Here is a 25,741-nt window from a genome sequence, read left to right on the forward strand (position 1 = left end):
ATTCGTCGCCGCTCAAGACGGTCCAGGTCACGCGGTCGTCGAAGACTGGAGGCGGGACCGATGAGCGCGAACCGTTTCGTCGGCGCGTACGACCGCCTCGGACCGCTGCGGTGTGCACGCGATCGGTGCATTCTGATCACGTGCACACCTTCGAGGTCTGGGCCCCGATCCCCGGTTCGGTCCGCGTCCGCGTCGACGGGATCGATCACGCCATGACGCGCTCCCCGGACGGGTGGTGGCGCGCCGACGTCGCCGCGGGGCCCGGGACGCGGTACGGGTTCGTGCTCGACGACACCGACACCGCGCTCCCCGATCCCCGGTCGCCGCGGCAGCCCGAGGGCGTCCACCTGCCGTCCCAGCTGCACGAACTCGACCCCGCCGGGTGGACCGACGACGCCTGGACGGGCCGCCAGCTCGCCGGCGCCGTCGTCTACGAACTCCACATCGGGACGTTCACCCCGGAAGGCACGTTCGACGCCGCGATCGAGCGCCTCGACCACCTCGTCGACCTGGGCGTCGGATTCGTCGAGTTGATGCCGGTCGCGGCCTGGGGCGGCACCCACAACTGGGGCTACGACGGCGTGCTCTGGTACGCGGTCCACGAGACCTACGGCGGCCCCGACGGGCTGCAACGCTTCGTCGACGCCTGTCACCGTCGCGGGCTCGCGGTGGCCCTGGACGTCGTCTACAACCACTTCGGGCCGTCCGGCAACTACACGGATCGTTTCGGTCCGTATCTCGCGGACGGCGGGAACTCGTGGGGCCGGACCGTCAACCTATCCGGGCCGGGCAGCGGCGAGGTGCGCCGGTTCATCGTCGACAACGCGCTGCGCTGGTTCCGCGAGTTCCACATCGACGCGTTGCGCCTGGACGCGGTGCATGCCCTCGTCGACCACAGTGCCACGCACCTGCTCGAGGAGTTGTCGATCGAGACCCACCGGCTGTCGGCGCACCTGCGTCGCCCGCTCACCCTGATCGCCGAGAGCGACCTCAACGACCCGAAGATCATCACGTCCCGCGCGGCGGGCGGCTACGGGCTGGACGCGCAGTGGGACGACGACGTCCACCACGCGATCCATGCCGCGGTCTCCGGGGAACGCCAGGGCTACTACGGCGATTTCGGCTCGTTGCAGGCACTCGCCCACACCCTCACCCACGGCTACTTCCACGACGGGACGTATTCGACGTTCCGGGGACGAAACCACGGTCGCCCCATCGATATTCGCCGCATTCCCGCGGACGCGATGCTCGCGTACACCTGCACCCACGACCAGATCGGCAACCGCGCCACCGGCGACCGCCCCAGCCGCTACCTCACCGACGGTCAACTCGCGATCAAGGCGGCCCTGGTGGTGTGCTCGCCGTACACACCGATGCTCTTCATGGGCGAGGAGTGGGGTGCGCGAACGCCCTTCCAGTACTTCACATCCCACCCCGAAGCCGAACTGGGCCGGGCCACGGCCGAGGGGCGGCGGCGAGAATTCGCCGCGCACGGCTGGAACACCGATGACATCCCGGACCCGCAGGACGAGCGGACGTTCCTGCGCTCGAAACTCGACTGGCACGAGCGCGACGGCGAATCACACGCCCGACTGCTCCACTGCTACCGCAGTCTGATCGCGTTGCGACACGCGCGCCCGGACATCAGCGACCCGTGGCTCGAACACCTCGGGATCGAGTACGACGAGGACCAGCGGTGGATCGCCCTGATCCGCGGCAACCTCCGGGTGGCCTGCAACCTGGGGACCGAACCGGTGACCGTCCCGGTCGGCGGAGTCCCGCTGCTGTGGTGGGACACCCCCGAGACCGACGAGACCGCGTCCGCGGTCCTGGTCCCCGGACACTCCTTCGCCGTGCTCGAGGCGTTGCCGCGGCAAGTCAGAACGGGACGGCGGTGACCACCACGTTCTCGAGATAGGTCCCCCGCCCCTGCGCGTCCTTGACGACCTCGCCACCACACGTCACCAGATGCAGCTCGCGCGGACCCCCCGCCCCCTGGAACGCCCACTCCGGCAAGGCCTGCTTCACGAACCGCTCCATCCGCGTGATCTTCCAGCGGGTCACCACGCCGTCCCGCGTCAGATACACCGCGTCACCCGGATACAACGTGTGCATCCAATACAGCGCGCCCTCACCCTGATTCGCGTTGTCCACATGCCCGGCCACCAGAATCCCGCCGTCCGGCGCGTCGATCGGCGCCGACCCCGTCCAGTACGTCACCTGCGCCACGTCCCGCGGCAACAGCAGGCTCCCGTCCCCCGCCAGACCCAGTGGATCCAACCCCGTCTCCACCCCGATCGCCGGGATCACCAGATGGTCGTCCGGCAACGGCCCGAACGGAATCTGCGGCCGATGCGCCGGATCCGCGGCCGCCGGACCAGGCTTGCGGGGTTTGCCACCGGCGCCGATCGACGGCGCCGGACCCGTCACCGGATCCCCCACCCCGTCCGGGGAGAGATCGAACGTCGACTCCGGCACCGGCGCCGACGCCGCCGGTTGGGACTGCATCCCCTGGAAGACCAGAAAACCACCACCGGTGAGCAGTACCAGCGCGGCCACGATCATCAGGATCGACCCGCGTCGGCCCGACCCTCGTTGTGCCATATGCCTGCCCACGATGGAACTCCTCCGCTCACGCATGATTCTCGAAACAGCCGAGTGGCCCGAGGCGGTGCACGCCTCGGGCCACTCGGTCACTCGTCAGAGCGCGTCACACACGTTCTGTGACACCGCTCGTCACTGATTTCCCTGATTGCGCCGGCGCAGTGCGAAGTACAGCACACCACCCGCCGCGACCAGCAGCACCAGACCACCGGCGACCAGTCCGGCGTTCATGCCGCCGTCACCGTCGGCGCCCAGACCGGAGTCGATCAGCGCACCGGTCTCGGTGTCGGAGTCGCCGGTCGTTCCCTGGTCTCCCGAGTTTCCGGCGTTGCCACCGTTACCGGTGTTCCCGGAGTCAGCGGGGGTACCGGGCGTACCGGGGGTTCCGGGAGTGCCCGGCGTGCCGGGGGTTCCGGGATTCTCGGCTTCCTTTTCCGAACCGGACCCGTTCGAGCCACCGGGAGCGCCCGAATCACTCGATCCAGCCGAGCCCGAGTTCTCCTGCGAGCCGGCCGCAAGCGAACCAGCCGCCAGCGAACCGGCACCGAGCGAGCCTGCTGCAAGCGAGCCAGCCGCCAGCGAGCCGGAGTCCAACGAGCCGGCGCCGAGCGAGCCCGCCGCAAGCGATCCCGCGTCCAGCGAGCCGGAGTCCAGCGAGCCCGCCGCAAGCGATCCCGCCGCAAGAGAGCCGGAGTCCAGCGAGCCGGCATCGAGGGAACCGGCCGAACCCGAGCCCTCGTGCGAGCCAGCTGCAAGGGATCCGGCCGCCAGCGAGCCTGCACCGAGCGATCCCGCCGCAAGAGAGCCCGCCGCTAGCGAACCGGCGCCGAGCGAGCCTGCTCCGAGCGAACCGAGCGAACCGAGTGAACCTGTTCCGCCGGGCTGCTCAGCAGCGGTGACCGTGGCGTCCGACGGATTCGACTCGACCGGCTTGTTGGACGGCGAAGTACCCGTCGCAATGGCCAGGTTGTCGATCTCGCCGGCCTTCACGTCCTCGTCCGTGACGACGTAGGTGGCCGTGCAGGTAGCCGTCTCACCGGGGTCGAGCGTCTTGTCCGGGCAGATGATCTCGGACAGCTCGCCGGAACCGGAGAATTCCTCCTCGTTCACATGCACGTTGGTCAGCGTCTGATCGCCGGTGTTGGCAATCGTGAAGGTGTAGGTGACGGTGTCACCCACCTGCACGTTCTCACTCGGATCCGCGGTCTTCTCGAGCTTCAGCCCCGACTTCGGATCACCCGTCAGGGTCTCCGTGTCCGGAGAAGAAACGACTGGCTCATCGGTACCCGGAGGCGTGCCCTCCGCTGTCGCGGTGTTCTTGATCCAACCCTTGTCGATGTCAGCCTGCGTCAGCGTGTAGTCCGCCGTGCACGTCACCGTGCCCCCAGGGGCGACGGACGTCACGGGGCAGTCGACTGCCGACAGCTTGCCCTCGCCTGTGAACTCGCCCTCGTCGACCTTGACATCCTTCAGCGTCACGTTGCCGGTGTTCGTGATGTTGAAGCTGTACTTGATGGTCTGGCCCAGCTTGTAGTCCTCTGCAGCCTTCGGCGATGCGACCTTGTCCAGCGTGATGCCGGGAGTGGCCGCGCCACCCTCGAGCTTGGCCTTCGACTCGTTCGACGTCACGGTCCTGCCACCCGGATCGGTGGCGGTGGCCGTCGCGGTGTTGTCGATCGTGCCGCGGTCGACGTCACCCTGCTGGATCACATACGTCGCGGTGCATTCGACGGACGCACCCGGCGCCAACTGCTTGGAGCCATCCGGGCACTTGACGTCCGACATCTCGACCGAACCGGTGAAAGACTTCTCGACAGGCTTGACGTCCGTCAGCGGCACAGCGCCGGTGTTCGTCATCTTGAACGTATAAGTGACCGTGTCGCCGACCTTGTACGCGGTGTTCGGCGACACCGACTTCGCCAGCTCGAGGCCGGGCTTCTTGGCCGCGTTGGTGAACGTGCAGCTGACGCTCTTGCCGCTCTGACCAGCCGGGATCGTCACCGAGGTGGAGGCGCCGCTGCCCGACGTCTTGTCCTTGGTCTTGGCGTCCACACACTCCCAGGACACGGTGTAGTTGTCGAGGTCCGCGCCGTTCTCGGCGGTCTCCTTGATGGTGTAGGTGTTGCCCGCCAGGCCGAGGACCGGGCCGGCCACCACATCCTGGAGTCCGGACTTGTCGCCCGACGTGGTCGCCGTGTTGCCCGTCGTCAGTCCAGCGCCGGTGATCTCCAAACCGAACTGGTCATCCTTGCCGACTCGTCCGTCCGGCAGGCTCTTGTGGACCTCGATCGTGTTCGGATCATTGCAGGAACCCATGTCGGTCATGTCCACGTTCTTCAACGTGTCGACCCGCTCACCCGAACTAGGGTCGACCTTGAAGAGGCTTCCACCGCCACCAACGAACAGGTAACCATTCGGGCCGAAGGCAATTGAGTTACTCGAGCCGAAGGCATCGGTCACCTCGGTGACCGCGGTTCCCTTGAGCTGCGTCGTGCCAGACTTCGGCATCGGGCCGGGAACCGAGTAGACGACCCCCTTCGCCCCAGAGGCAGAAACGATATACATGTTGCCCTTGGCGTCGAACGCCAGGTCGCCGTTGTCGCCGGGCTTGTTGTCGACCTTGACAGTGATGACGGTCCCGGTCGCCTTGTCCGCGCCCGGGTCGTAGACCCCGAACTTGAAGCCGGATTTGGTAGCCCCACCGAAGTAGTACAAGCCGTCCGCCGGGTTCACAGCGCCATGCGTCGTGGAGAAGTCTGAAGGCTTGTCCACACCGCTCGACGACGTTCCGGTCACAGCGTTGTACTTGTAGATCTTGTCGCCGGACGTGTAGATCGCGTACGAACCGCCGGCGCCGATGCCGAGCTGATTGTGGTTGCTACCACTCGGCTTCAGCTCGAAGGCAGGGGTCGCCGTTCCAGTGGCGGGGTCGATCTGCATCGCCTTGCCCGCGCCGTTGTCGACCGAATAGAGCACATCACATCTCAGGTTCCCAGCTGCTGCCGCGGTTCCCGCACCGACCGTTGCGGTCGAGACTGTGGCCACTCCGGCCAGCATGGCCATGACCACAGTTCGGATGACGCCCTTACGCAGGGCGCCGCCTAACCTCCCCATTATTTGAGGCCCTTCTTATGGACGCCCGGCCGGATCCGGCAACGAGCGATGGATGACTTGGACATTCACCCCGACGCGGGACATGGAAACACAATCGGCGACACATCCAGATCCACCGGCCACACCCCCGACTCAGCACCGCACCCTCGCAGCCGTCCACCTAACCTGCTGCACAACAGCATGTTTCGCTGGTGGCGAGACGAGGAGGGCGACATTGGCGACACAGAGGAGGTCATCCGGTATTTCACCCGGGTTTTCATCCCATCGGACCGAAGACGACATCCCGGGCGCCTTGGCGGCATCGAGGACCACCTCGCCAGAGGAAGCCGCCGACCATGAGGCGACGAGCGGCGCAGGTCACACCCTTTGCCACACAAGTGCGTTGACACGAAAACGGCCGGCTCGAATATCCTTCGAGCCGGCCGCCTTCTGTGTTACAAGTCAGCGCTGACGGAGCAAGCGCGCGACGAGAATCGCACTCGCGAGCAGGATGACGGCCGTCGCGCCCGCCGCGATGTGCATGCCGTCGACGAACGCCGACTGCGCCGTCCCGAGGAAGCTCGCCGCCTGGTCGGCCGGAAGCGAATGGGACACCTCGACCGCGCCGCCCAGGGTGCCCTGCGCGACGTGCGCCTGGTCGGCGCTCAACGCGGAGACGTCGAGACCACCGCGGTAGATCGCGAGGACGACACTGCCGAGGATCGCGACACCGAGCGCGACGCCGAGTTCGTACGCGGTCTCCGAGACGGCCGAAGCCGCACCCGCGCGTTCGGGTTCGACGGCGCTGACCACCAGGTCGTTGGTCAGGGTGAGCGCCACGCCGATGCCCGCGCCGGCGAGCAGGAACCCGACGACGAACGCCTGCGGCCCGCTGTCCGTACTGAGCGCGATCATCGCGGCGGCACCGAACGCCGCGACCACGAGACCGACGCTGAGCACCCGACTCGGCTCCCACCGGCGAACCAGCCAGGCCGCGGCCAACGACGCGAACGCGCTGACCAGCGTGCCCGGCAGCATCAGCAGCCCGGCCTCGAGCGGGCGATAGCCCAGCACCAACTGCAGGTACTGCGAGCCGAAGAACAGCACACCGGCGAGCGCGAAGATCGACAGCAGGTTCGTCAGCACGGCCGTCGAGAAGGCCGGGCGGGCGAACAGCGACAGGTCGAGCATCGGGTCGTCCAGCGTCCGCTGGCGACGGATGAAGATCCAACCGGCGATCAGGCCCACGAGGCCGATCGCGGTGAGCACCCAACTCGGGCCGTGCACCGCGGTTTCCTTGACCGCGTAGATCATTGGGACCATCGCGAGCATCGACAACGCGGCACTGATCAGGTCGAACCGACCCGGCGTCGGATCCTTCGACTCCGGGATCACCAGCGGACCCAGCGCGATGAGGCCGATCATCACCGGGATGTTGATCAGGAACACCGAGCCCCACCAGTAGTGCTCGAGCAGCCAACCGCCGATCAGCGGCCCGGCCGCGGCGCCGCCACCGGCCATCGCGCCCCACACACCGATCGCGGTAGTGCGCTGACGTGGATCGACGAACATCGTCCGAATGAGGCCGAGGGTGGCGGGCATGAGCGTCGCACCCGACACGCCCTGGAGCACGCGGGCCGCGATGAGCATCTCGGGGCTCGCCGACCACGCCGCGACCAGCGACGCCAACCCGAATCCGGCGGCACCGATCAGCAGCAGCCGCCGTCGACCGATCCGGTCGCCCAGGGTGCCCATCGTGACCAGCAGACCCGCGAGCACGAACGAGTAGACGTCGATGATCCACAGCAGCTGAGTGCTGCTCGGCTCGAGATCCTCACTGATGAACGGCAACGCGAGGTCGAGGACCGTCGCGTCCACCGAGATGAGCAGGACGGCAAAGGCGAGCACGACCAGTCCCAGCCAGTCCTTGCGGCCGGCCTTCGCTACGTGCGCTTCCCGCACGGTGCCCACAGACATGCTTCCACTCCCACGAACTGGTTGGTGAACAGGAACCGACCACGGGGTTAACCGTCCAGCCGGTACAGTAGCGACTCCAGGATAGCAGCCGACCGTCCAGCCGGTACAGTGACATTCATGGCATCCGACACACGCGATCGCATCCTCGACGCCCTCGAACGTCTCCTCCTCGACGTCGGCGTGGCACAGGTCACCCTCGAAGCGGTGGCCGCGGCGGCAGGGGTCTCCAAGGGCGGACTGCTCTACCACTTCCCCACCAAGGAGGCGCTGCTGGCGTCGATGGTGCGGCGCCTCGGCGAGCGCTCGGACCAGCAGCTGGCCGACGCCGTCTCGACCGGTCGGACCGTCTCCGAGATCTACCTGCAGTACCCGCCGGCCGATTCGGCCGACGAGATCGCGCTCTACCGTTCGATGCTCGCGGCCATGCGCAGCGCCGACGGTCAGCACGACGAGGTCCAGCAGGCCGTCGCGGACGTGATGCGCTCGTGGGACGCCGGACTGCTCGCCGAGATCGACGACCCGGTCCAGGCCGAGATCATCCGGCTGGTCGGCGACGGCATCTACCTGGCCGCGCTACTGGGGCTGCCGGAACCCGATCCGGACCTGCACCGCCGGGTGGTGCATCGATTGCTCGACACCGACCCGGCGGTCAGCGACCGTCCGGAGAGCGACCCGACTACGTGAGGTAGCGGTACGCGGGCGAACCGGGCTCGAGCTGCTCGACCTCGATGCGCGAGCTGCGCATCCGGTCAAGCAGGTCGGACAGCCCGTCGGCCGCACCGAGTTCGATGCCCACCAGCGCCGCACCGGTCTCCCGGTTGTTGCGCTTGACGTACTCGAACAGGGTGATGTCGTCGTCCGGACCCAGCACCTCGTCGAGGAAGCGGCGCAGCGCGCCCGGCTCCTGCGGGAAATCCACCAGGAAGTAGTGCTTGAGACCCAGGTGCACGAGCGACCGCTCGAGGATCTCGCCGTAACGGGAGACGTCGTTGTTGCCACCGGAGATCAGGCACACGACCGTGCTGCCCGGCTCGACGTCGACCTGACCCAGCGCCGTGACGGACAGCGCCCCGGCGGGCTCGGCGATGATGCCCTCGTTCTGGTAAAGCTCGAGCATCGCGGTGCAGATCGCACCCTCGTCGACCTGCGTCATCGCGAACTTCTCCGGACCCATCTCCGGGACGCGACCCGCGCGGGGACCGGTCACCAGCGGCAGCGACGCGTGCGAGACGACACTGGCCCCGAGCCCCGACACCACCGCGTACGGCAGGTCGCCGACGCGCTTGACCGCGGCGCCGTCGACGAACGGATCGACCTCCGGCAGCGTCACCGGACCGCCGGCCACCAGGGCCGCGGTCATCGACGCCGCGCCCACCGGCTCGACACCGACGATGGTGGTCTGGGGTGCCCGCTCGTGCAGGTAGGTGGCGATGCCGGCGATGCAGCCGCCACCACCGACCGGGACGACGACGCAGTCGGGCGCCTCGCCCAGCTGTTCGAGGATCTCGGCCGCGATGGTGCCCTGACCGGCGGCGGTGCGGGTGTCGTCGAACGGCGGGACCATGGTCGCCCCGGTCCGCTCGACGTCGGCTGCCGCGGCCGCGGCCGCAGCGTCGTAGGTCTCCCCGGTAGGGATGAGCTCGACGAACCCGCCGCCGTGCACCATGATCCGGTCGCGCTTCTGCTTCGGCGTGTTGGCCGGGACGTAGATACGGCCGCGGATCTCCATCGCCCGGCACGCGAACGCGACGCCCTGGGCGTGGTTGCCGGCGCTGGCGGTGACGACACCGGCCGCGCGCTCGACGGCGCTGAGCTGCATGATCAGGTTGTAGGCACCGCGCAGCTTGTACGAGCGGACCACCTGGAGGTCTTCGCGTTTGAGGTAGACCCTGGCCCCCGTGAGCGCCGACAGCCTGTCGCTCAGTTGGAGGGGGGTCGCGTCGATAATGTGCGCAATTCGCTCGGCAGCCGCATCGATCTCGTCCGCGTTGAGCGCGGGCGAGGTTACCTTCAGTTCTGCGAGTTCCGGCGAGTTAGACACCCATGCATTTTCCCACTACACACGGCACTCCGCGCAACCGCCCCACCCGGGGGCCCTGTCGCGGTCGGAGATGTCAGCCGCGCGGCGAGAACTGCGACGGCCGCGGCACGTTGCGCAGATTCGACTTGGCCATCTGAACCGCTTCCGCCACACCACCGTTCATCACCATCTTGGACATCGCGAGGGCAAATCCGCGCACCTGCTCGCCGGTGATCGACGGGGGCAGCGACAGCGCATTCGGGTCGGTGACGATGTCGATCAGCGCCGGGCCGTCGTGGTCGAAGGCCGCCCGGAGGCCGGACTCCACGTCCGCCGGATCCTCGATCCGGCGGGAGAAGATCCCCAAAGCCGCTGCGAGAGCGGCATAGTCGACAGATGGAGCATCCACCCCGAAATCGGGCAGGCCGTCGACGAGCATCTCGAGCTTGACCATGCCGAGCGTCGAGTTGTCGAACACGACGATCTTGATCGGCAGCTTGTACATCGCAACCGTGATCAATTCCCCGAGCAGCATCGACAACCCGCCGTCGCCGGACATCGTCACGACCTGACGGCGGGGCTCGGCGAACTGCGCCCCGATCGCGTGCGGCAACGCGTTCGCCATGGAACCGTGCAGCGCCGACGCCAGGAACCGGCGACGACCGTTGGGGTTCAGGTACCGCGCGGCCCACACATTGCACATGCCGGTGTCCGCGGTGAAGACCGCGTCCGCGGCGGCCACGTCGTCGAGAATCGACGCGGCGAACTCGGGATGGATCGGGACCCGCTGCCTGACCGGCTCGGTGTAGGCACCGACGACCTTGGTCATGAGCTTCTCGTGCCGGTCCAGGGACTTCTCCAGGAAACCGCGGTCGGTCTTGCGGTTCACCAGCGGCGCCAGCGCCCGCAGCACCGACCGGTTGTCCCCGTGCACGGCCAGGTCGACGCCGGTGCGTCGCCCCAGTCTCTCGGCGGCCACGTCGATCTGCGCGGTGCGCACGTCGTCGGGCAGGAACTGGTCGTAGGGGAAGTCGGTGCCGACGAGGATGAGCAGGTCGGCGTCGTGCATGCCGTCGTGCGCGGCGCCGTACCCGAGCAGCCCGGTCATACCGACGTCGAACGGGTTGTCGTACTGGATGAACGCCTTGCCGCGCAGAGTGTGCCCGATCGGCGCGCCGACCGTGTCGGCGAGCGCGAGGACCTCCTCGCGGGCGTCCCGCACGCCGGCGCCGGCGAAGATCGCGACGGCCGAGGCGGTGTTGATCGCGTCCGCGAGCGCCCGCACGTCCTCCTCCGCCGGAACGACGGAGGGCCGCCCGGTCCGCACCAGAGGGGGCGATGTGCCCAGCGCCGGTTCCTCGGCGACGTCGCCGGGCAGCGTGACGACCGCGACGCCGGACTGCGCGAGCGCGTGCTGCATCGCGCTCTGGACGACCCGCGCCGACTGCGCCGGCGTGCTGATCATCTCGGTGTAACGCGCGCATTCCACGAACAGACGATCGGGATGCGTCTCCTGGAAGTAACCGGTGCCGATCTGGGCGCTCGGGATGTGCGACGCGATGGCCAGCACGGGGGCGCCGGAGCGGTTCGCGTCGTACAAACCGTTGATCAGGTGGAGGTTGCCCGGGCCGCAGGAACCCGCGCACACGGCGAGCCGACCGGTGAGCTGCGCCTCGGCCGCCGCGGCGAATGCCGCCGTCTCCTCGTGCCGGACGTGGATCCAGTCGATGCCACCCGCCGCCGAGCCGCCGGTGCGGCGCACGGCATCGACCACCGGGTTGAGACTGTCCCCCACGATCCCGTAGATGCGATGCACTCCGGCGCCCACGAGTTGAGAAACAAGTTGATCTGCAACAGTTTTCGCCGCCATGTCAAGCCTCCGCCCGCACGATCCGGATTCGTGGCCTTATTACTCGCAGGCTACCCGGAACGCGCCGCCCGGGGCCGGGACCGCGGCGAACGCGACTATCGCCGGGGCGTGAGCACGAAGACCGGGATCTGCCGGTCGGTCTTCTTCTGGTACTCCGCGTAGTCCGGCCAGGCCTCGACCGCGCGCTGCCACCACTCGGCCTTCTCGTCGCCGGTCACCTCGCGTGCCGTCATGTCCTGCTTGACGGGACCGTCCTGCAGTTCGACGTGGGAGTCGGCGACGACGTTGTGGTACCAGACCGGATGCTTGGGGGCCCCGCCGAGCGAGGCCACCACCGCATACTCACCGCCGTGCTCGACCCGCATGAGCGGGGTCTTGCGAAGCTTGCCGGACTTTGCACCCTTCGTGGTCAGGATGACGACGGGCTTGCCCTGCATCATCGTTCCCTCGGTGCCGCCGGAGCGCTCGTACAGGTCGACCTGGTCCGAGGCCCAGGAGGAGGGGCTGGGTTCGTATTCACCGATAAGTGGCATGGACCCAGTCAACACCCCGCACATGATCTTGACCACTCGGATGCCCGGAGTTCAGGACTTCCGCACGTCGGCCGGAATTGTTCGTTGGACCGAACTCCACTGTGTCGGTATTCTGAACAACGATGAGGACCGTCGCCGAACACGGACGAGGTGAACGCATGACCGCCGCACAGCACGGACACGCCCGCGGTCGTACGCACGCCACCATCGAGACCGTCGACATCGCCGGCACCGCGTGGCCGCTCTACAAGCTCGAGGCGATCGCCGCCGGGCTCCTGGTGTTCCTGCTGATCCTCACCCTCACCCAGGTGCTGCAGACGGCCGTGCTCACCGCCGCGGGCGCGGCTGTGGTGGTGTGGTGGACCCGGCGCGTCATGCTCACGCACCACCGCCGATAGCCCCCACCGCGCACCCGGCTCGCGACCGACGCCGCCGAGTCGCGTGACACCCCACCGGCGACGGTGCCCCGAAATCGCTTCCGGCGATCTAGGCTCGGGCGATGCGCCTCCGTCGGCTGTACGCATCCGCCGCCACGCTTACTGCATCGTTCGCACTCCTCTCCCCCGGCCCCGCCGCTGCCGACGTCGCCGTCCCGGTCGCGACCGCGTGCGGAACACCGTTGAGCACGACCGAGATCGAGCACATCACCGAGCTGAGCGATACGTCCACCTTGTCCGGTTCCGGGCTCGGGTTGCTCGAGACGGCGATCGACCGGCACCGCCGGATAACGGACATCTTTGTCGCACACCGAGACTGGAGAGGCCTGTTCTCGGTGGGACTGAACGCCGTCGAATACGCGGCCGTCCTACCCCTGCAACGCGACCCGACCGCGCTCCGCGACCGAGTGTGGGCGCCGACGATCAGCTACGACCTCCTCGCCCGCTACCTGCGCAATCTGCACGCCGAATTCACCGGCGCCCCGGTCGATCCGCCGTGGGCCCACTACTTCGCACTGACCCGACAGTGCACGCAGAGCCCTGCCCGGGTCGCGATGGCCGGCTACAACGCCCACCTCACCGTCGATCTCGCCTACGCGGTCGACTCCAGCGGCACCCGACACGAGAACATCCCCGACTACTACAAGATCGTCGATTCGATTGCGGTCAAGGGTGATTCCATCGTGATGCTCACCAAGGCACTGTACGGCGGCGACCTCGGCCCACTCTGGCGGTTCTACTTCGTGGGCGAGGGACTGGACCGGCTGGCGGGCAACGACCAGCCGTCCCGACTACTGCTGCGTGCGGTCGACAGCGGCTACAACACCATCACCCTCGCGAACGGCTTCGCGCTGCAGAACCCGCAGACACGGCCCGCCGCGGAGCAGGAGATCGACGCGCTGTGGCGGGCCACCGACCACGCGCTCGAGGTCCTGTCCGATCTCGGCGGACTCTGAGCACGCCACCGCCCAGGTCACGGCCACCTGTGAATCTGCTACGAGTTTCCGATAGTGGACAAATCCGGCAATAACATGAGAAGTGCACGACAAGCAGCGATGCGCCGAGGTCGTGACTGCGGTACCCGACGCACCGCAACGGCCCTCGACCGCCGGACCACCATCCGGTGGTCGCCGCCGGCGGCAGACGGCCCCGGTGGTCGGCCGTGCGGAGAGGATCTCGCATGGAACAGGAGTACGGAACACCACGAGAGCGCTCGACGCGGCGCATGCTCGCCAAAGTCCTCGTCACGCTGTCGCTCACGGCCGTCCCGCTCGGGTTGGCCGCAGCACCTGCACTCGCAGACACCACGACGCCCGCCGCGAAGCCCGCCGTGGTCGCGGTGACCCCGGTGCACCACCACCAGGGGCAGCACCACCAGGGTTGCGGATGCATGCCGGGTAATTGGCAGGGCAACGGCCACGGCCAGTGCCACTACAAGTGACCGCACCGCGCCGGCGTGCGGGTTGCCCGGACCGCTTCCCGGTCCGGGCAGCTTCACGTCAGGGCGTCAACCTGCCAGGCAACTCGGCCCGAGCAGCGCCTTCAGGTCGCCCATCAGCGACGACGACGGCTCCACCCGAAGCACCTCGTCGACCTTCCACAGCGAGGTGCCGCGGGAGCCGATGAGTTTGACGTGGACGTCCGCGGTGCCGGGATGGCGGGACAGCACCTGCCGGAGCGCACCGAGCTTCTCCTTGGTGCACTGGCGAACCGGCAGACTGACCGCCACCGGCTTGGCCACACCGATCGCCGAAAGATCCGGCACGGCCAAGTCGTTCGCGATGAGCGAGACCCGGTCGTCGCGAACCGACACCCGCGCCTTGACCAGCACCACCGAGTCCTCGACGACGTCCATGCCGTAGACCGAGTACGCCTGCGGGAAGAACAGCACCTCGATGCCACCGGACAGGTCCTCGAGCTGGGCCGAGGCCCAGGTCAATCCGTTCTTGTTGATGCGCCGGGTGACCGACGCGAGAATGCCGCCGATCGTCACCTGGGTGCCGTCCTTGACGTCCCCCTCGAGGATGGTCGGGATCGACGCGTCGGACTGCGCAGCCAACACGTGTTCCACACCGTTGAGGGGATGGCCGGACACATACAGACCCAGCATCTCGCGCTCGAGAGCGAGCTTGTGCTTGGTGTCCCACTCCTCGTCGGGCACCTTGACGTTGAACACGGACGCGATCGACTCGTCGGCGTCCTCCCCGCCGAACAGATCGAACTGGCCCATGGCCTCGGCCTTCTTGGTGCCCATCACCGCGTCGATCGCGTCGGCGTGCACCAGCATCAGGCCCTTACGTGGATGCCCGAGCGAGTCGAATCCGCCTGCCTTGATGAGAGATTCGGTGACCTTCTTGGAGCACGCCAGCGCGTCGATCTTGTTGAGGTAGTCGGAGAAGTCGGTGAAACTCCCCTTCTCCTCGCGCGCCGCGATGATCGACCCCACCACGTTGGCGCCGACGTTGCGCACCGCGCCCAGACCGAACCGGATGTCCTCGCCCACCGACGCGAAGTCGACCCGCGACGCGTTGACGTCCGGCGGCAGCACCGTGATACCCATCTTCCGGCAGTCCGACAGGTACACCGCCGCCTTGTCCTTGTCGTCGCCGACGGACGTGAGCAGGCCCGCCATGTACTCGGCCGGGTAGTTCGCCTTGAGGTACGCGGTCCAGAACGACACCAGGCCGTAACCGGCGGCGTGCGACTTGTTGAACGCGTAGCCGGCGAACGGCAGAACCGTGTCCCACAGCGCCGTGATCGCCGCCTGCGAGAAGCCGTTGGCCTTCATGCCGTCGGCGAAGCCGTCGTAGGCCTCGTCGAGGATCTCCTTCTTCTTCTTACCCATCGCGCGGCGCAGTAGGTCTGCCTGTCCGAGCGAGTAGCCGGCCACCTTCTGAGCGATCTGCATGATCTGCTCCTGGTAGACGATCAGACCGAAGGTGTCCTTCAGGATGTCCTTCAGCGGCTCCTCGAGCTCGGGGTGGATCGGCTTGACTTCCTGTCGCCCGTTCTTGCGGTCGGCGTAGTCGTTGTGCGCGTTCATGCCCATCGGACCCGGGCGGTACAGCGCGAGCACGGCGACGATGTCCTCGAAGCCCGTCGGCTGCATGCGCCGCAGCAGATCCCGCATCGCGCTGCCGTCGAGCTGGAACACGCCCAGCGTGTCGCCGCGCGCGAGCAGTTCGTACGTCGCCGGATCGTCGATGGGCAGCGTGTCGAGATCGAGGTCGATGCCGCGGTTGGCCTTGATGTTCTCGATCGCGTCACCGATGACGGTGAGGTTGCGCAGACCGAGGAAGTCCATCTTCAGCAGGCCGATGGCCTCGCACGACGGGTAGTCCCAGCCGGTGATGATCGCGCCGTCCTGCGCCCGCTTCCACACCGGGATGGCGTCGGTGAGCGGCTCGCACGACATGATCACCGCACACGCGTGCACACCGGCGTTGCGGATCAGGCCCTCGAGGCCGAGCGCGGTCTGGTAGATCTTCGCGACGTCCGGGTTGGACTCGATGAGCGCCCGGACCTCGACGGCCTCCTTGTACCGCTCGTGCTCGGGGTCGGTGATGCCCGCCACCGAGATGTCCTTCGCCATGATCGGCGGCGGCAGCGCCTTGGTGATCTGGTCGGCGATCGCGAAACCGGGCTGGCCGAACTGGACTCGCGCCGAGTCCTTGATCGCGGCCTTGGTCTTGATGGTGCCGAACGTGATGACCTGCGCGACCTTGTCGCTGCCCCACTTCTCGGTGGCGTAGCGCACCATCTCGCCGCGGCGGCGATCGTCGAAGTCGATATCGATATCGGGCATCGACACGCGCTCGGGGTTGAGGAACCGCTCGAACAGCAGCCCGTGCGGGATCGGGTCGATGTTGGTGATGCCCATCGCGTACGCGACGAGCGACCCGGCCGCCGAGCCTCGGCCCGGACCGACGCGGATGCCGACCTCGCGCGCGTGGTTGATCAGGTCGCCGACCACGAGGAAGTAGGCCGGGAAGCCCATCTCGTTGATGACGCCGATCTCGTAGTCGGCGCGCTCGAGGTACTCGCGCGGCGGACCGGACGGGAAGCGCCGGTCGAGACCGCGCATCACCTCGTGCCGCAGGAACGTCTGCTGCGTGTGGCCGTCGGGCACCGGGAAGATCGGCATCCGGTCGCGGTGCTGCCACACGTCCTCGTACGGCTGCACCCGCTCGCCGATGAGCATCGTGTTGTCGCACGCGCCCGGCACCTCGGCGTCCCAGATCGCCCGCATCTCCTCGGCGGACTTGAGATAGTAGCCATCACCGTCGAACTTGAAGCGCGTCGGATCCGACAGCGTCTTGCCGGTCTGGATACACAGCAGCGCCTCGTGGTTCTCGGCCGCGTCCTTGGTGACGTAGTGGCAGTCGTTGGTCGCCAGCGGACGGATGTCGAGCTTGCGGCCGATCTCGAGCAGGCCCTCCCGCACCCGGCGCTCGATGGACAGCCCGTGGTCCATCAGCTCGAGGAAGAAGTTGTCCTTGCCCCAGATCTCCTGCCACTTCGCGGCGGCCTCGAGGGCCTCGCGGTCGTGGCCCAGACGCAACCGCGTCTGGATCTCGCCGGACGGGCAGCCCGTCGTCGCGATGATGCCCTCGGCGTGCTGGGCGATAAGTTCCTCGTCCATGCGCGGCCACTTGCCGAGCTGACCCTCGATCGACGCGAGCGACGACAGCTTGAACAGGTTCCGCAGACCCGTCGAGTTCTCCGCGACCATCGTCATGTGCGTGTACGAGCCGCTACCGGAAACGTCGTCGGACTTCTGGCTCGGGTCGCCCCACAGCACACGCTTGGTGTTGAACCGCGACTCCGGCGCGATGTACGCCTCGATACCGATGATCGGCTTGATGCCGTGCTTCTTGGCAGCGTTGTAGAACTCGCTCGCGCCGTACATGTTGCCGTGGTCGGTCATGCCGACCGCGGTCATCCCGAGGCGCTCGGCCTCCTTGAACAACGGACCGACCTTTGCCGCACCGTCGAGCATCGAGTACTCGGTGTGATTGTGCAGGTGTACGAACGAGTCAGCCACGCGCGCCTCTCTGTATTTCGCCCGATACGCGAGTATCGGGAGGTCCAGCAGTCCCTGAGTCTATGCCCTCGCACCGACGGTCTCGGTGACCCGCGACGCGCCGCGGCGAGCCCGACGTGCCCGAACCAGCGCGTCTGTGGTGAACACCACCAACGCCACCCAGATGAGGGCGAATCCGATCCACCGTGACGGCGGCATCACCTCGTGCATGACGAGCACGCCCCACGCCATCTGCAGCGCTGGGGTGAGGTACTGGAGGATGCCGAGGGTCGTCAGCGGGATCCGCTGGGCCGCGACACCGAAGAGCAACAGCGGCACGGCGGTGACCGGCCCCGCCGCGATGAGCAGCAGGCTGTGTCCGACGCCGTGGCCGAGGAACGTTCCGGTACCGGTCACCGCGAGCACGACCAGGTAGGCCACCACGAACGGTGCCGCCACCACGCCCTCCGCCGTGAGGCTCGTGCGCGGGTCGAGCGGCACCACCTTCTTGACGACGCCGTACAGGGCGAACGACAGCGCCAGCGTGAGCGCAACGAGGGGCGGATGCCCGTAGTCGACGGTGATGACGACCACGGCGACCGCGGCGAGGACCAGCGCGACGATCTGGGCCGGCCGCAGCCGCTCCCGGAACAACACGACCCCCAGCAGGACGCTGACGAGCGGGTTGACGAAGTATCCGAGGGCGGCCTCGACGACGTGCCCGGAGGTCACCGCGTAGATGTAGACGCCCCAGTTGATCGCGATCGCGACGGTCGCGGCGGCCACCAGTGCCCACGTCCGCGCCCCCATGCCGCGCAACGAGCCGAGGCGGCCCAGCACCGCCAGCACCCCGAGCATCAGGAGAACGGTCCACACCATCCGGTGGGCCAGCACCTCGAGCGAACCGGCGGGTGCGAGCAGACCGAAGAAGATCGGGAACGCGCCCCAGATCAGGTAGGCACCGACACCCGCCGTCAATCCGGTGGAATCTTCCGAGCGGGGCCGTGGTGTCACGTCCGGCCACGATAGCCCCCGGGCTACGCTGACTCGCCACTGCCTCGAACTGCGCCCGCCGCCAAGGAGTTTCCTGTGACGCCCACCACCGCGACGGACGAGACCGGAGCCGCTCGCGCCACGGCGCGACCGTGGCGTCGACGCGCCGTCTGGACGCTGACCACCCTCCTCCCCGTCGTCGCCGGTCCCGTCGTGTTCGCCGCCAGCCGGTGGCCCGGATCGATGCTCGTGCGCGCCGTGTTCGACCGCGGCGCCGCGAAGACCACCAACGCCCTGCAGAAGCACGCGCCCGACGGGGTCGCGTCGATCACCGACCAGCAGTACCGCGCCGGCGACGACGACGCCTTCCTCGACGTCTACTTCCCCGAGGCCGCCGTCGGCACCGCCGACGTGCTCCCGACGGTGATCTGGACGCACGGCGGCGCCTGGATCTCCGGTCACCGCACCGACTACGCGCCCTACTACCAGTTGATCGCCGACGCCGGCTTCACCGTGGTGTCGCTCGACTACTCCCTCGGACCCGAACGCACGTACCCGACCGCGGTGGAGCAACTGCGCGACGCGCACGCCTACGTCCTCGCGAACGCCGAACGGCTGCACGTGGATTCGAACCGCATCGTCCTCGCCGGCGACTCCGCCGGGGCGCAGCTGTCGAGTCAGCTCGCCGCGCTCACCACCAACCCCGACTACGCCCGCGACGTCGGGATCGAGTCGGCCCTGCGGCCCGAGCAGCTACGGGGCGTGGTGTTGAACTGTGGCATCTACGAGGTCACCGAGTTGGTCGGCGGTCCCGGCCTCGTCGGCTGGGGCGCCGACAAGTCGCTCTGGGCGTACACGGGGACCAGGGACCTCGCGAACTCGACCGCGGTGGCGCAGATGTCGACGCTCCGCCACGTCACCGGGAACTTCCCGCCGGCATACATCTCGGGCGGCAACGCGGACCTCCTGACCGACAAGCAGTCCAAGGCGATGGCCGCGAAACTCACGCGCCTCGGCGTGGACGTGACGACGCTGTTCTACCCGGACGACCACCAGCCGCCGCTCGCGCACGAGTTCCAGTTCGACCTCGACCACGCCGACGGCATGAACGCGCTGGCGCAGACCATCGACTTCGTCCGCAAGCACACGGTCGACACCCCGGGGGCCTGACGGCCCCCCGGGCACGTCAGCCCCGCAGCGGCACCGGGCCGTCGTCGGGGCCCGGTAGGACGACGGCGGTCTGCGACGGCAGCAGCGGACTGACCGCGAACGAACCCGCGACCGCATCCGCCGGCAGCGCCTCGACCGCCCGCACCGACGGAGCCGCGTCGAGCGCACGCAACTGCTCGAGCGAACCGCGCACCGTCGCGCCCACCACACACGCGCAGTCCGCGGACAACTGGGCGGCCGAGTACGCCGCGAGCAGCGACGAGCGGTCGTGTCCGACCACCGACGCCTGCAACCGCGCGGCCGCCACCGACGGCGCACGCTGCACCGCTGCCGGGTTCGCCGCCACCGGGATCGCCACCATGGGCGTCTGCGCCCGCTCGAGCGGCACGCGGAAGAGGACCTGCGACACCCGGATGTCGCCGACGACGTCCAGCAACTGCGCCGTCGTCACGGGCGCGTCCAGCGACACCAGCGCCCAGTGCGGTGTCCCCGGATCCGCGTCTGCCCCGGCACCGAGCGTGGCGTGCGCGCGATCGAGATACTCCGACACCTGCTCGCCGGAGTCCGGCCCCAGCCGGTCGGTCGAGATCCGGGCGGCCGGTACGGGGTTGGCCACCCCGAGACCCACGACCGTGCCCGCCAGCACGACCACCGCGAGGACGGCCGGCCAGATCCGCGAACTCATCTCACGTGCCCCGCAGAACCCCGAGGGCGTGCTGCAGATCCTTCGGGTACTCGCTGGTGATCTCGACCCAGTGCCCGTCGGCCGGATGCGCGAAGCCCAGCGAACGGGCATGCAGCCACTGCCGCTCGAGGCCCAACCGCTCCGCCAGGCGCGGATCGGCGCCGTACGTCAGGTCGCCGCAGCACGGGTGGCGCAGCGCCGAGAAGTGCACGCGGATCTGGTGCGTGCGGCCGGTCTCCAGGTGGATGTCGAGCAGGCTCGCCGCCTGGAACGCCTCGACCGTGTCGTAGTGCGTGATGCTCGGCTTGCCGTCCGCCGTGACCGCAAACTTCCAGTCGTTGCTGCGGTGCCGGCCGATCGGCGCGTCGATCGTGCCGCTGCTCGGATCCGGATGCCCCTGCACCAGCGCGTGGTAGCGCTTGTCGATGGTGCGCTGCTTGAACGCCCGCTTGAGGACCGTGTACGCGCGCTCCGACGTCGCGACCACCATGACACCGGACGTGCCGACATCGAGACGGTGCACGATGCCCTGCCGCTCGTGTGCGCCCGACGTGGAGATGCGGAAGCCCGCCGCGGCGAGACCACCGATGACCGTCGGCCCCGTCCAGCCGACGCTCGCGTGCGCCGCGACACCGACCGGCTTGTCGACCGCGACGACGTCGTCGTCGGCGTAGAGGATCTCCATGCCCTCGACCGGCTCCGCCTCGATCGTCAGTGGTCGCGGCGGCTCGGGCAGCTCCACCTCGAGCCACGTCCCGGCCGCGAGCCGGTCGGACTTGCCGACCGGCGCCCCGTCGACGAGGACGGCCCCCTCCTCCGTCAGCGCCGCCACCGCGGTGCGGGAGAGCCCGAGCAGACGGGCCAGGCCGGCATCGACCCGCATCCCCTCGAGTCCGTCGGGAACCGGCATCGAACGCGTCTCCCTCAAGCCGCATCCCCCTTTCCAGAAGTCTTGACGCCGCTCGGTTCGATCCCGAACAGCGTGAGTGCCACGAGCAGGATCGCCCCGCACACGATCGACGAGTCGGCCACGTTGAACACGGGCCACCAGCCCACGGAAACGAAGTCCACGACGTGGCCCTGCAGCGGGCCGGGCGAGCGGAAGATCCGGTCGATCAGATTACCGAGCGCGCCGCCGAGGACGAGACCGAGACCCAGCGCCCACCACGGCGAACTGAGCGTGCGCCCGATCTTGATCACGCCGACCACGACGCCGACCGCGACCAGGGTCAGCAACCACGTCATGCCGGTGGCCATCGAGAACGCTGCGCCCGGATTGCGGATCAGAGTGAGGGTGACGGTGTCACCGATGATCTCGACCGGGTTCTTCGGATCGATGAACGCGACCGCGAGCACCTTGGTCAGCAGGTCGAGTCCGAGCACGACCACCGCGACACCGACGAGCAGCACCATCCGACGCGGCCCGGACGACACCGGCCCGACGGTCTCGTCGGGTTCGGAGGCGGCTGGCTCGGAAATCGGTTCACCCTTCACTGCACGGTCGGCGCTGTCGGCGCGGTCGTCGCTCACCCCGCCATCATCCCTTACTCGGGAGACAGACCGGTCATCCAACCCGCGACGACTAACCTGTTGGCGTGCCACTGTCCTCGAAACTCCTCCGCCGTGGATCCGCGCTCGTCGCGGCGACGCTCTCCCTGTCGGTGCTGGTCGCCGGGTGCAGCAGCGGCGGTGACGCCGCCCCAGCGAGCCCCGATGCGGTCGGGGCAGCATCCGACGAGGTCACCGTGCCGGTGACCACCGCCACTACCGAGATCGTCGACGCCGGCGCCGAGCCGCGCGCGGTGGTGCAGCTTCGCCCCGGGCAAGGAACCCGGCAGCAGGCCCAGCTGGTGACGACCGCCACAGTCTCGCAACAGATCGACGGCCAGGCCGCGCAGGACTTCTCCACCCCGCAGCTGACGATGCCGCTCGCGGCGCTGGTCACGCAGGCCGCGACGGACACCATCCCCGCCACGACGGTCGATCTCACACTCGGCACCCCGACCACCCCCGAGGACGAGACGAACGAACTCCTCACGCCCGCAACCGATTCGCACGCCGGGTTCACGATGAACGAGTCGGGGGCCATCACGGCGCTGCGACTGCGACCCGACCCCGACGCGCAGAACAAGGCCCGCTCGATGATCGAGCAGGCGTTCTACCAGGCCGTCTACCGCATGGTCGCGTTCCCCGTCGAACCGATCGGCGTGGGCGCGGTGTGGAAGATCCATCAGCAGGTGATGAGCGCGATCGCCCTCGATCAGGTGACCACCGCCACCCTGTCGGCCCGCGACGGCGATCGCCTCACGATCGACGTCCAGGTGGAGCAGTTCCCCAAGTCCCCGGTCTTCGAACTGCCGAACGGCGCCGGCACGCTCAACGTCGACTCCTACTCGCTGCACGGATCGGGCACCGTCGTCGTCGACCTCCGTTCGCCGCTCCCGGTCACCGGGTCCGTCATCGTCGCGGGAACCCAGTCGTTCAGCGACCCCGCGGGCTCGATGCGACTCCAGCAGACGACCAGTGAGCAGGTCCAGTGGGCCGGCTGACCCGCACGGTCGCCGCGGCCGCGGCCCTCGTCACGCTCGCGGCCCCGCTGACCGCGTGCGGGGACTCGCCCGACGAGCCGGACCGGTCGGGGCCCGCGGCGGCGGACCTCGGCCCGGAGGTCACCGCACCCCAGAGCCCGGCAGCCGGTCCGATCAGGGACGCCGACGCGCTGCGGGCCGCGCTGCCCGCCGCGGCGGATCTGCCCACCGGGTTCGCGCGGCTGCCCGCGGTGGCCGACCCGACCCCGCAACCGGGTGAGGAGCCCGAACCCGACCGGTCCACGACGAACCCCACCCGCTGCGCGAACGTCGCCGACACGGTGGCCCGTCAGGCCCCCGGGGCCGTCACCGCGGCCGAGGAAAACTTCACCGGTCCCGGATTCACCAGCATCGACGTCGACGCCGCCGGCTACGCGGGGACCGGCGCCGACGACGCCTTCGCCGCCGTCCAGGACACGCTGCGCGCGTGCACGACGTTCACCGGCACCGACGCCGACGGGGTGTCGGTGCGGTACCGGATCGAGCCCCTCCCGCAGCCCGTCGTCGGCGACGCGGCCACCGCGGTCCGGCTCACCACGACCAGCGAGGGCTTCACGCTCGTGTCCGAGGTCGTGCTCGCCGTCGTCGACTCGACGGTGGTGCAGGTGGTCGCGACCGGACCCGACGGCACGGACGGCGCCCTCGCGACCGGCGTCGCGCGCACCGCGACCGAACGGCTACACGCCGCCTCGCCGGCGAGCTGACGCGAAAACACCGATGCCGGCGTCACCCGATCGGGTGACGCCGGCATCGACGCGTGAACGAGGACCTACGCGGGGCAGGCCGGCGAGGTCAGGTTCGCCATCGTGACCAGCTGGCACGCGTACGACTTCGACATCTTCCAGACGCCGTCCTCGGCGACGAAGTCGACCGTCGCCGGGTTGGGCTGACCGTTGATGACCAGGGTGACACCCGCAGTGATGGTTTCATCACCGGTCGGGGTGACGTCGACGACCTCGATGGTGGCGCCAGCGTCCTTGGCGGCCTTGGCGACCTGGTTGATCAGCTCCGGATCGGCCTCGGCACCCTGGACCAGCTGCACCTTCTGGTCGAGCGGAACGCTCTCGTCGAACGCCTTCGCGAGGGCCGCATTGAGGTCGGTGGCCGTCGGCGGGGCGAGCGTCGGCGTGGGCGCAGCCGTGGTGGTGGTCTGCTGCACCGTGGTGCGCTCGGTGCTGCCGCCGTCGTCCGAGCAGGCCGACATGGTCAGGGCAGCCGCGATCGCCACACCGGCGATGGTCATCTTCCGAAGCTTCAAGTGCTTGTCCTTTTCATTCTCGGTCGAACATCGTTCACGCATCTGCCGGGCCGGTGTCCCCCCGTCCCAGCTACGACGCCAGTTCACAGCAAGGGTACCGGTAAGGCACGCCTCACCTGAGACTGTCGGTCGCGTCCGCGACCACCAGACCGCAGTCGGTCTCATCGAATGTACGTGACGGACCCGGCCCGGTACTGCGTGTCTCGAACCGAACCGTCACCACCCCGTGCCCCGCCCCCTGAACCCAGCCGTGACCGAACTCGGGGTGCGAGACGTCCAGCCCGGGCCGCCACCGCGGCGACGTCTCTGCGTGGGGGCCGGCGCCCGAATCGCTCCCCGCCTCTTCGCCCTCCGCCTCGGGAACGGCCTGATCGAGTTCGGGGAACAGCGACCCTTGACTCGCCGCCGACAGGCCGCCGAACCCCACCCCGACAAGGCGGATCGGCCCCAACTCGAGCGGGTCGATCACCTGCCGCTGCGCGGTCGCCGTGAGGACCTGCACATCGGTCGTCGCATACGGCAACGTGAGAGACCGCGTCACGATGCTCATGTCCGACTTGCGCAGCTTGAGCACCACCGTGCGCGCCGCCCGCCCGTCCCGCTCCAGGCGCCGGAACGCGGCCGCGGCACTCGACTCGACCGCGCGCCGCAACTCCCCCAGCGTCACGATGTCCTGCGCGAAAGTCGTTTCCGCACTGACCTGTTTCGCGTCGGCACGCTCGGCGACGGGACGGTCGTCGATCCCGCGCGCCAGGCGTTGCAGGCTCGGCCCGATCGTCGCCCCGAGCACCGAGACGACCTCGGGATCCGGCAGCGCCGCGAGCGCACCGATCGTCTCGATCCCCAACCGCTTGAGCTTGTCCTCCGCGACCGGACCGACACCCCACAGCTTCCGAACCGGGAGCGCACTCATCAACTGCTGCTGCACATCCGGGGAGATCACCGTGATCCCGTCGGGCTTGGCGAGCCCGGACGCGATCTTCGCCACCTGCTTGCCCGCGCCGGCCCCGATCGACGCAACCAGCCCGGTCTCTGCCAGGACGAGCGCCCGCAGCTCCTCGCAGTAACGCTCGACCTCGGCCTTCCCGACGCCGGCCAGCTCCGCCGGCTCGCCGAACGCCTCGTCGAGCGAAAGCTGTTCCAGCACCGGCATCTTCACCCGCAGCGCGTCGAACACCTGCCGACTCACGTGCCCGTACAGGGCGCCGCGCGGGGGCAACACCACCGCCGATGCGCCCACCAGACGCCGGGCCTGGTGCATCGGCATCGCCGACCGCGCGCCGAACACCCGGGCCTCGTAGCTCGCACCGGCCACCACGCCCCGACCGCCGAGCCCCCCCACCAGCACCGGCCGCCCGCGCAGCGTCGGGCGGGTCAGCTGCTCCACGGACGCGAAGAACGCGTCCATGTCGAGATGCAGGACCCACCGGCGGCTGCGGGTGGGGTCGGGAACGGCGTCGGCCATGGCCCTCAAAATACGCCGGGCGGAC

Annotated in this window: 21 protein-coding genes; 8 read left to right on the plus strand and 13 right to left on the minus strand. The window is 68.7% G+C overall.

What is annotated here, in order from left to right; genetic code table 11:
* Nucleotides 1-140 precede the first annotated feature (140 nt).
* Complete coding sequence (gene treZ, locus ABTV10_RS14795) at nucleotides 141-1,898, plus strand: malto-oligosyltrehalose trehalohydrolase (RefSeq protein WP_499028078.1); 1,758 nt, start codon at nucleotides 141-143, stop codon at nucleotides 1,896-1,898.
* Here treZ and ABTV10_RS14800 read toward each other — a convergent pair.
* From ABTV10_RS14800 to ABTV10_RS14810, 3 genes are all read right to left on the minus strand, one after another.
* A complete protein-coding gene (locus ABTV10_RS14800) occupies nucleotides 1,879-2,616 on the minus strand; it encodes a class F sortase (RefSeq protein ID WP_499028080.1) in 738 nt (245 codons plus the stop codon). The two genes, treZ and ABTV10_RS14800, sit on opposite strands and share 20 nt — an antisense overlap.
* Before the next feature lie 120 nt (nucleotides 2,617-2,736).
* Nucleotides 2,737-5,649 carry a CLIPPER-2 domain-containing protein gene (locus tag ABTV10_RS14805; RefSeq protein ID WP_499028082.1) on the minus strand — a complete coding sequence of 971 codons (2,913 nt, stop codon included), beginning with the start codon at nucleotides 5,647-5,649 and terminating at the stop codon, nucleotides 2,737-2,739.
* Nucleotides 5,650-6,159: 510 nt separating this feature from the next.
* Entirely contained in the window at nucleotides 6,160-7,674 is a 1,515-nt protein-coding gene (locus ABTV10_RS14810) for an MFS transporter (RefSeq protein WP_499028084.1), read from the minus strand.
* 117 nt (nucleotides 7,675-7,791) lie between these two features.
* Between ABTV10_RS14810 and ABTV10_RS14815 the strand changes: the two genes are divergently transcribed.
* Nucleotides 7,792-8,358: a TetR/AcrR family transcriptional regulator gene (locus ABTV10_RS14815; protein ID WP_499028086.1), complete on the plus strand. Its 567-nt coding sequence runs from the start codon at nucleotides 7,792-7,794 to the stop codon at nucleotides 8,356-8,358.
* Here the strand turns inward: ABTV10_RS14815 and ilvA are convergent.
* The 3 genes from ilvA to ABTV10_RS14830 all read right to left on the minus strand — a co-directional run bounded on the left by ilvA (nucleotide 8,351) and on the right by ABTV10_RS14830 (nucleotide 12,097).
* Nucleotides 8,351-9,715, minus strand: coding sequence for a threonine ammonia-lyase IlvA (gene ilvA, locus ABTV10_RS14820; protein ID WP_499028087.1), 1,365 nt, complete (start codon nucleotides 9,713-9,715; stop codon nucleotides 8,351-8,353). The two genes, ABTV10_RS14815 and ilvA, sit on opposite strands and share 8 nt — an antisense overlap.
* Before the next feature lie 73 nt (nucleotides 9,716-9,788).
* The gene (locus ABTV10_RS14825) at nucleotides 9,789-11,564 is read right to left on the minus strand and encodes a pyruvate dehydrogenase (protein WP_499028089.1); all 1,776 of its coding nucleotides are present in this window, start codon (nucleotides 11,562-11,564) and stop codon (nucleotides 9,789-9,791) included.
* A gap of 95 nt (nucleotides 11,565-11,659) precedes the next feature.
* Nucleotides 11,660-12,097: a nitroreductase family deazaflavin-dependent oxidoreductase gene (locus ABTV10_RS14830; protein WP_499028090.1), complete on the minus strand. Its 438-nt coding sequence runs from the start codon at nucleotides 12,095-12,097 to the stop codon at nucleotides 11,660-11,662.
* A 158-nt stretch (nucleotides 12,098-12,255) separates the two neighbouring features.
* Between ABTV10_RS14830 and ABTV10_RS14835 the strand changes: the two genes are divergently transcribed.
* The 3 genes from ABTV10_RS14835 (at nucleotide 12,256) to ABTV10_RS14845 (ending at nucleotide 13,975) form a co-directional block, all read left to right on the plus strand.
* Nucleotides 12,256-12,495, plus strand: coding sequence for a hypothetical protein (locus ABTV10_RS14835; RefSeq protein ID WP_499028092.1), 240 nt, complete (start codon nucleotides 12,256-12,258; stop codon nucleotides 12,493-12,495).
* Nucleotides 12,496-12,596: 101 nt separating this feature from the next.
* The gene (locus tag ABTV10_RS14840; RefSeq protein ID WP_499028093.1) at nucleotides 12,597-13,490 is read left to right on the plus strand and encodes a DUF5995 family protein; all 894 of its coding nucleotides are present in this window, start codon (nucleotides 12,597-12,599) and stop codon (nucleotides 13,488-13,490) included.
* 224 nt (nucleotides 13,491-13,714) lie between these two features.
* Nucleotides 13,715-13,975: a hypothetical protein gene (locus ABTV10_RS14845; protein ID WP_499028095.1), complete on the plus strand. Its 261-nt coding sequence runs from the start codon at nucleotides 13,715-13,717 to the stop codon at nucleotides 13,973-13,975.
* Between the two features lie 66 nt (nucleotides 13,976-14,041).
* Here ABTV10_RS14845 and dnaE read toward each other — a convergent pair whose 3' ends face one another.
* Both dnaE and rarD read right to left on the minus strand, forming a co-directional pair.
* Complete coding sequence (gene dnaE, locus ABTV10_RS14850; protein ID WP_499028097.1) at nucleotides 14,042-17,578, minus strand: DNA polymerase III subunit alpha; 3,537 nt, start codon at nucleotides 17,576-17,578, stop codon at nucleotides 14,042-14,044.
* Between the two features lie 60 nt (nucleotides 17,579-17,638).
* The gene (rarD, locus tag ABTV10_RS14855) at nucleotides 17,639-18,571 is read right to left on the minus strand and encodes an EamA family transporter RarD (protein ID WP_499028098.1); all 933 of its coding nucleotides are present in this window, start codon (nucleotides 18,569-18,571) and stop codon (nucleotides 17,639-17,641) included.
* A gap of 75 nt (nucleotides 18,572-18,646) precedes the next feature.
* On the opposite strand from rarD, the gene ABTV10_RS14860 reads away from it, so the two are divergent.
* Nucleotides 18,647-19,720, plus strand: coding sequence for an alpha/beta hydrolase (locus ABTV10_RS14860; RefSeq protein WP_499028100.1), 1,074 nt, complete (start codon nucleotides 18,647-18,649; stop codon nucleotides 19,718-19,720).
* 16 nt (nucleotides 19,721-19,736) lie between these two features.
* Here the strand turns inward: ABTV10_RS14860 and ABTV10_RS14865 are convergent, their stop codons facing one another.
* From ABTV10_RS14865 to lspA, 3 genes are read right to left on the minus strand one after another with little or no spacing between them, the layout of a single operon-like run.
* Nucleotides 19,737-20,405, minus strand: a complete 669-nt coding sequence (locus tag ABTV10_RS14865; RefSeq protein ID WP_499028101.1) for a hypothetical protein — start codon at nucleotides 20,403-20,405, stop codon at nucleotides 19,737-19,739.
* 1 nt (nucleotide 20,406) lies between these two features.
* The gene (locus ABTV10_RS14870; RefSeq protein WP_433605026.1) at nucleotides 20,407-21,315 is read right to left on the minus strand and encodes an RluA family pseudouridine synthase; all 909 of its coding nucleotides are present in this window, start codon (nucleotides 21,313-21,315) and stop codon (nucleotides 20,407-20,409) included.
* Between the two features lie 14 nt (nucleotides 21,316-21,329).
* Nucleotides 21,330-21,935: a signal peptidase II gene (gene lspA, locus ABTV10_RS14875; RefSeq protein ID WP_499028103.1), complete on the minus strand. Its 606-nt coding sequence runs from the start codon at nucleotides 21,933-21,935 to the stop codon at nucleotides 21,330-21,332.
* A gap of 65 nt (nucleotides 21,936-22,000) precedes the next feature.
* Here lspA and ABTV10_RS14880 point away from each other — a divergent pair, with 65 nt between their 5' ends.
* Complete coding sequence (locus tag ABTV10_RS14880; protein ID WP_499028105.1) at nucleotides 22,001-22,954, plus strand: hypothetical protein; 954 nt, start codon at nucleotides 22,001-22,003, stop codon at nucleotides 22,952-22,954.
* Nucleotides 22,942-23,697: a hypothetical protein gene (locus ABTV10_RS14885; protein WP_499028107.1), complete on the plus strand. Its 756-nt coding sequence runs from the start codon at nucleotides 22,942-22,944 to the stop codon at nucleotides 23,695-23,697. The genes ABTV10_RS14880 and ABTV10_RS14885 overlap by 13 nt, the downstream gene beginning before the upstream one ends.
* A gap of 65 nt (nucleotides 23,698-23,762) precedes the next feature.
* Here the strand turns inward: ABTV10_RS14885 and ABTV10_RS14890 are convergent, their stop codons facing one another.
* Both ABTV10_RS14890 and ABTV10_RS14895 read right to left on the minus strand, forming a co-directional pair.
* On the minus strand, nucleotides 23,763-24,251 hold the full coding sequence (locus ABTV10_RS14890; RefSeq protein WP_499028108.1) for a WKL family lipoprotein: 489 nt from the start codon (nucleotides 24,249-24,251) through the stop codon (nucleotides 23,763-23,765).
* 112 nt (nucleotides 24,252-24,363) lie between these two features.
* Nucleotides 24,364-25,716 carry a DNA polymerase IV gene (locus tag ABTV10_RS14895; RefSeq protein WP_499028110.1) on the minus strand — a complete coding sequence of 451 codons (1,353 nt, stop codon included), beginning with the start codon at nucleotides 25,714-25,716 and terminating at the stop codon, nucleotides 24,364-24,366.
* Nucleotides 25,717-25,741 lie beyond the last annotated feature (25 nt).

This window comes from Paraburkholderia sp. RHO2 (assembly GCF_050955445.1).
Lineage (GTDB): Bacteria > Actinomycetota > Actinomycetes > Mycobacteriales > Mycobacteriaceae > Prescottella > Prescottella agglutinans_A.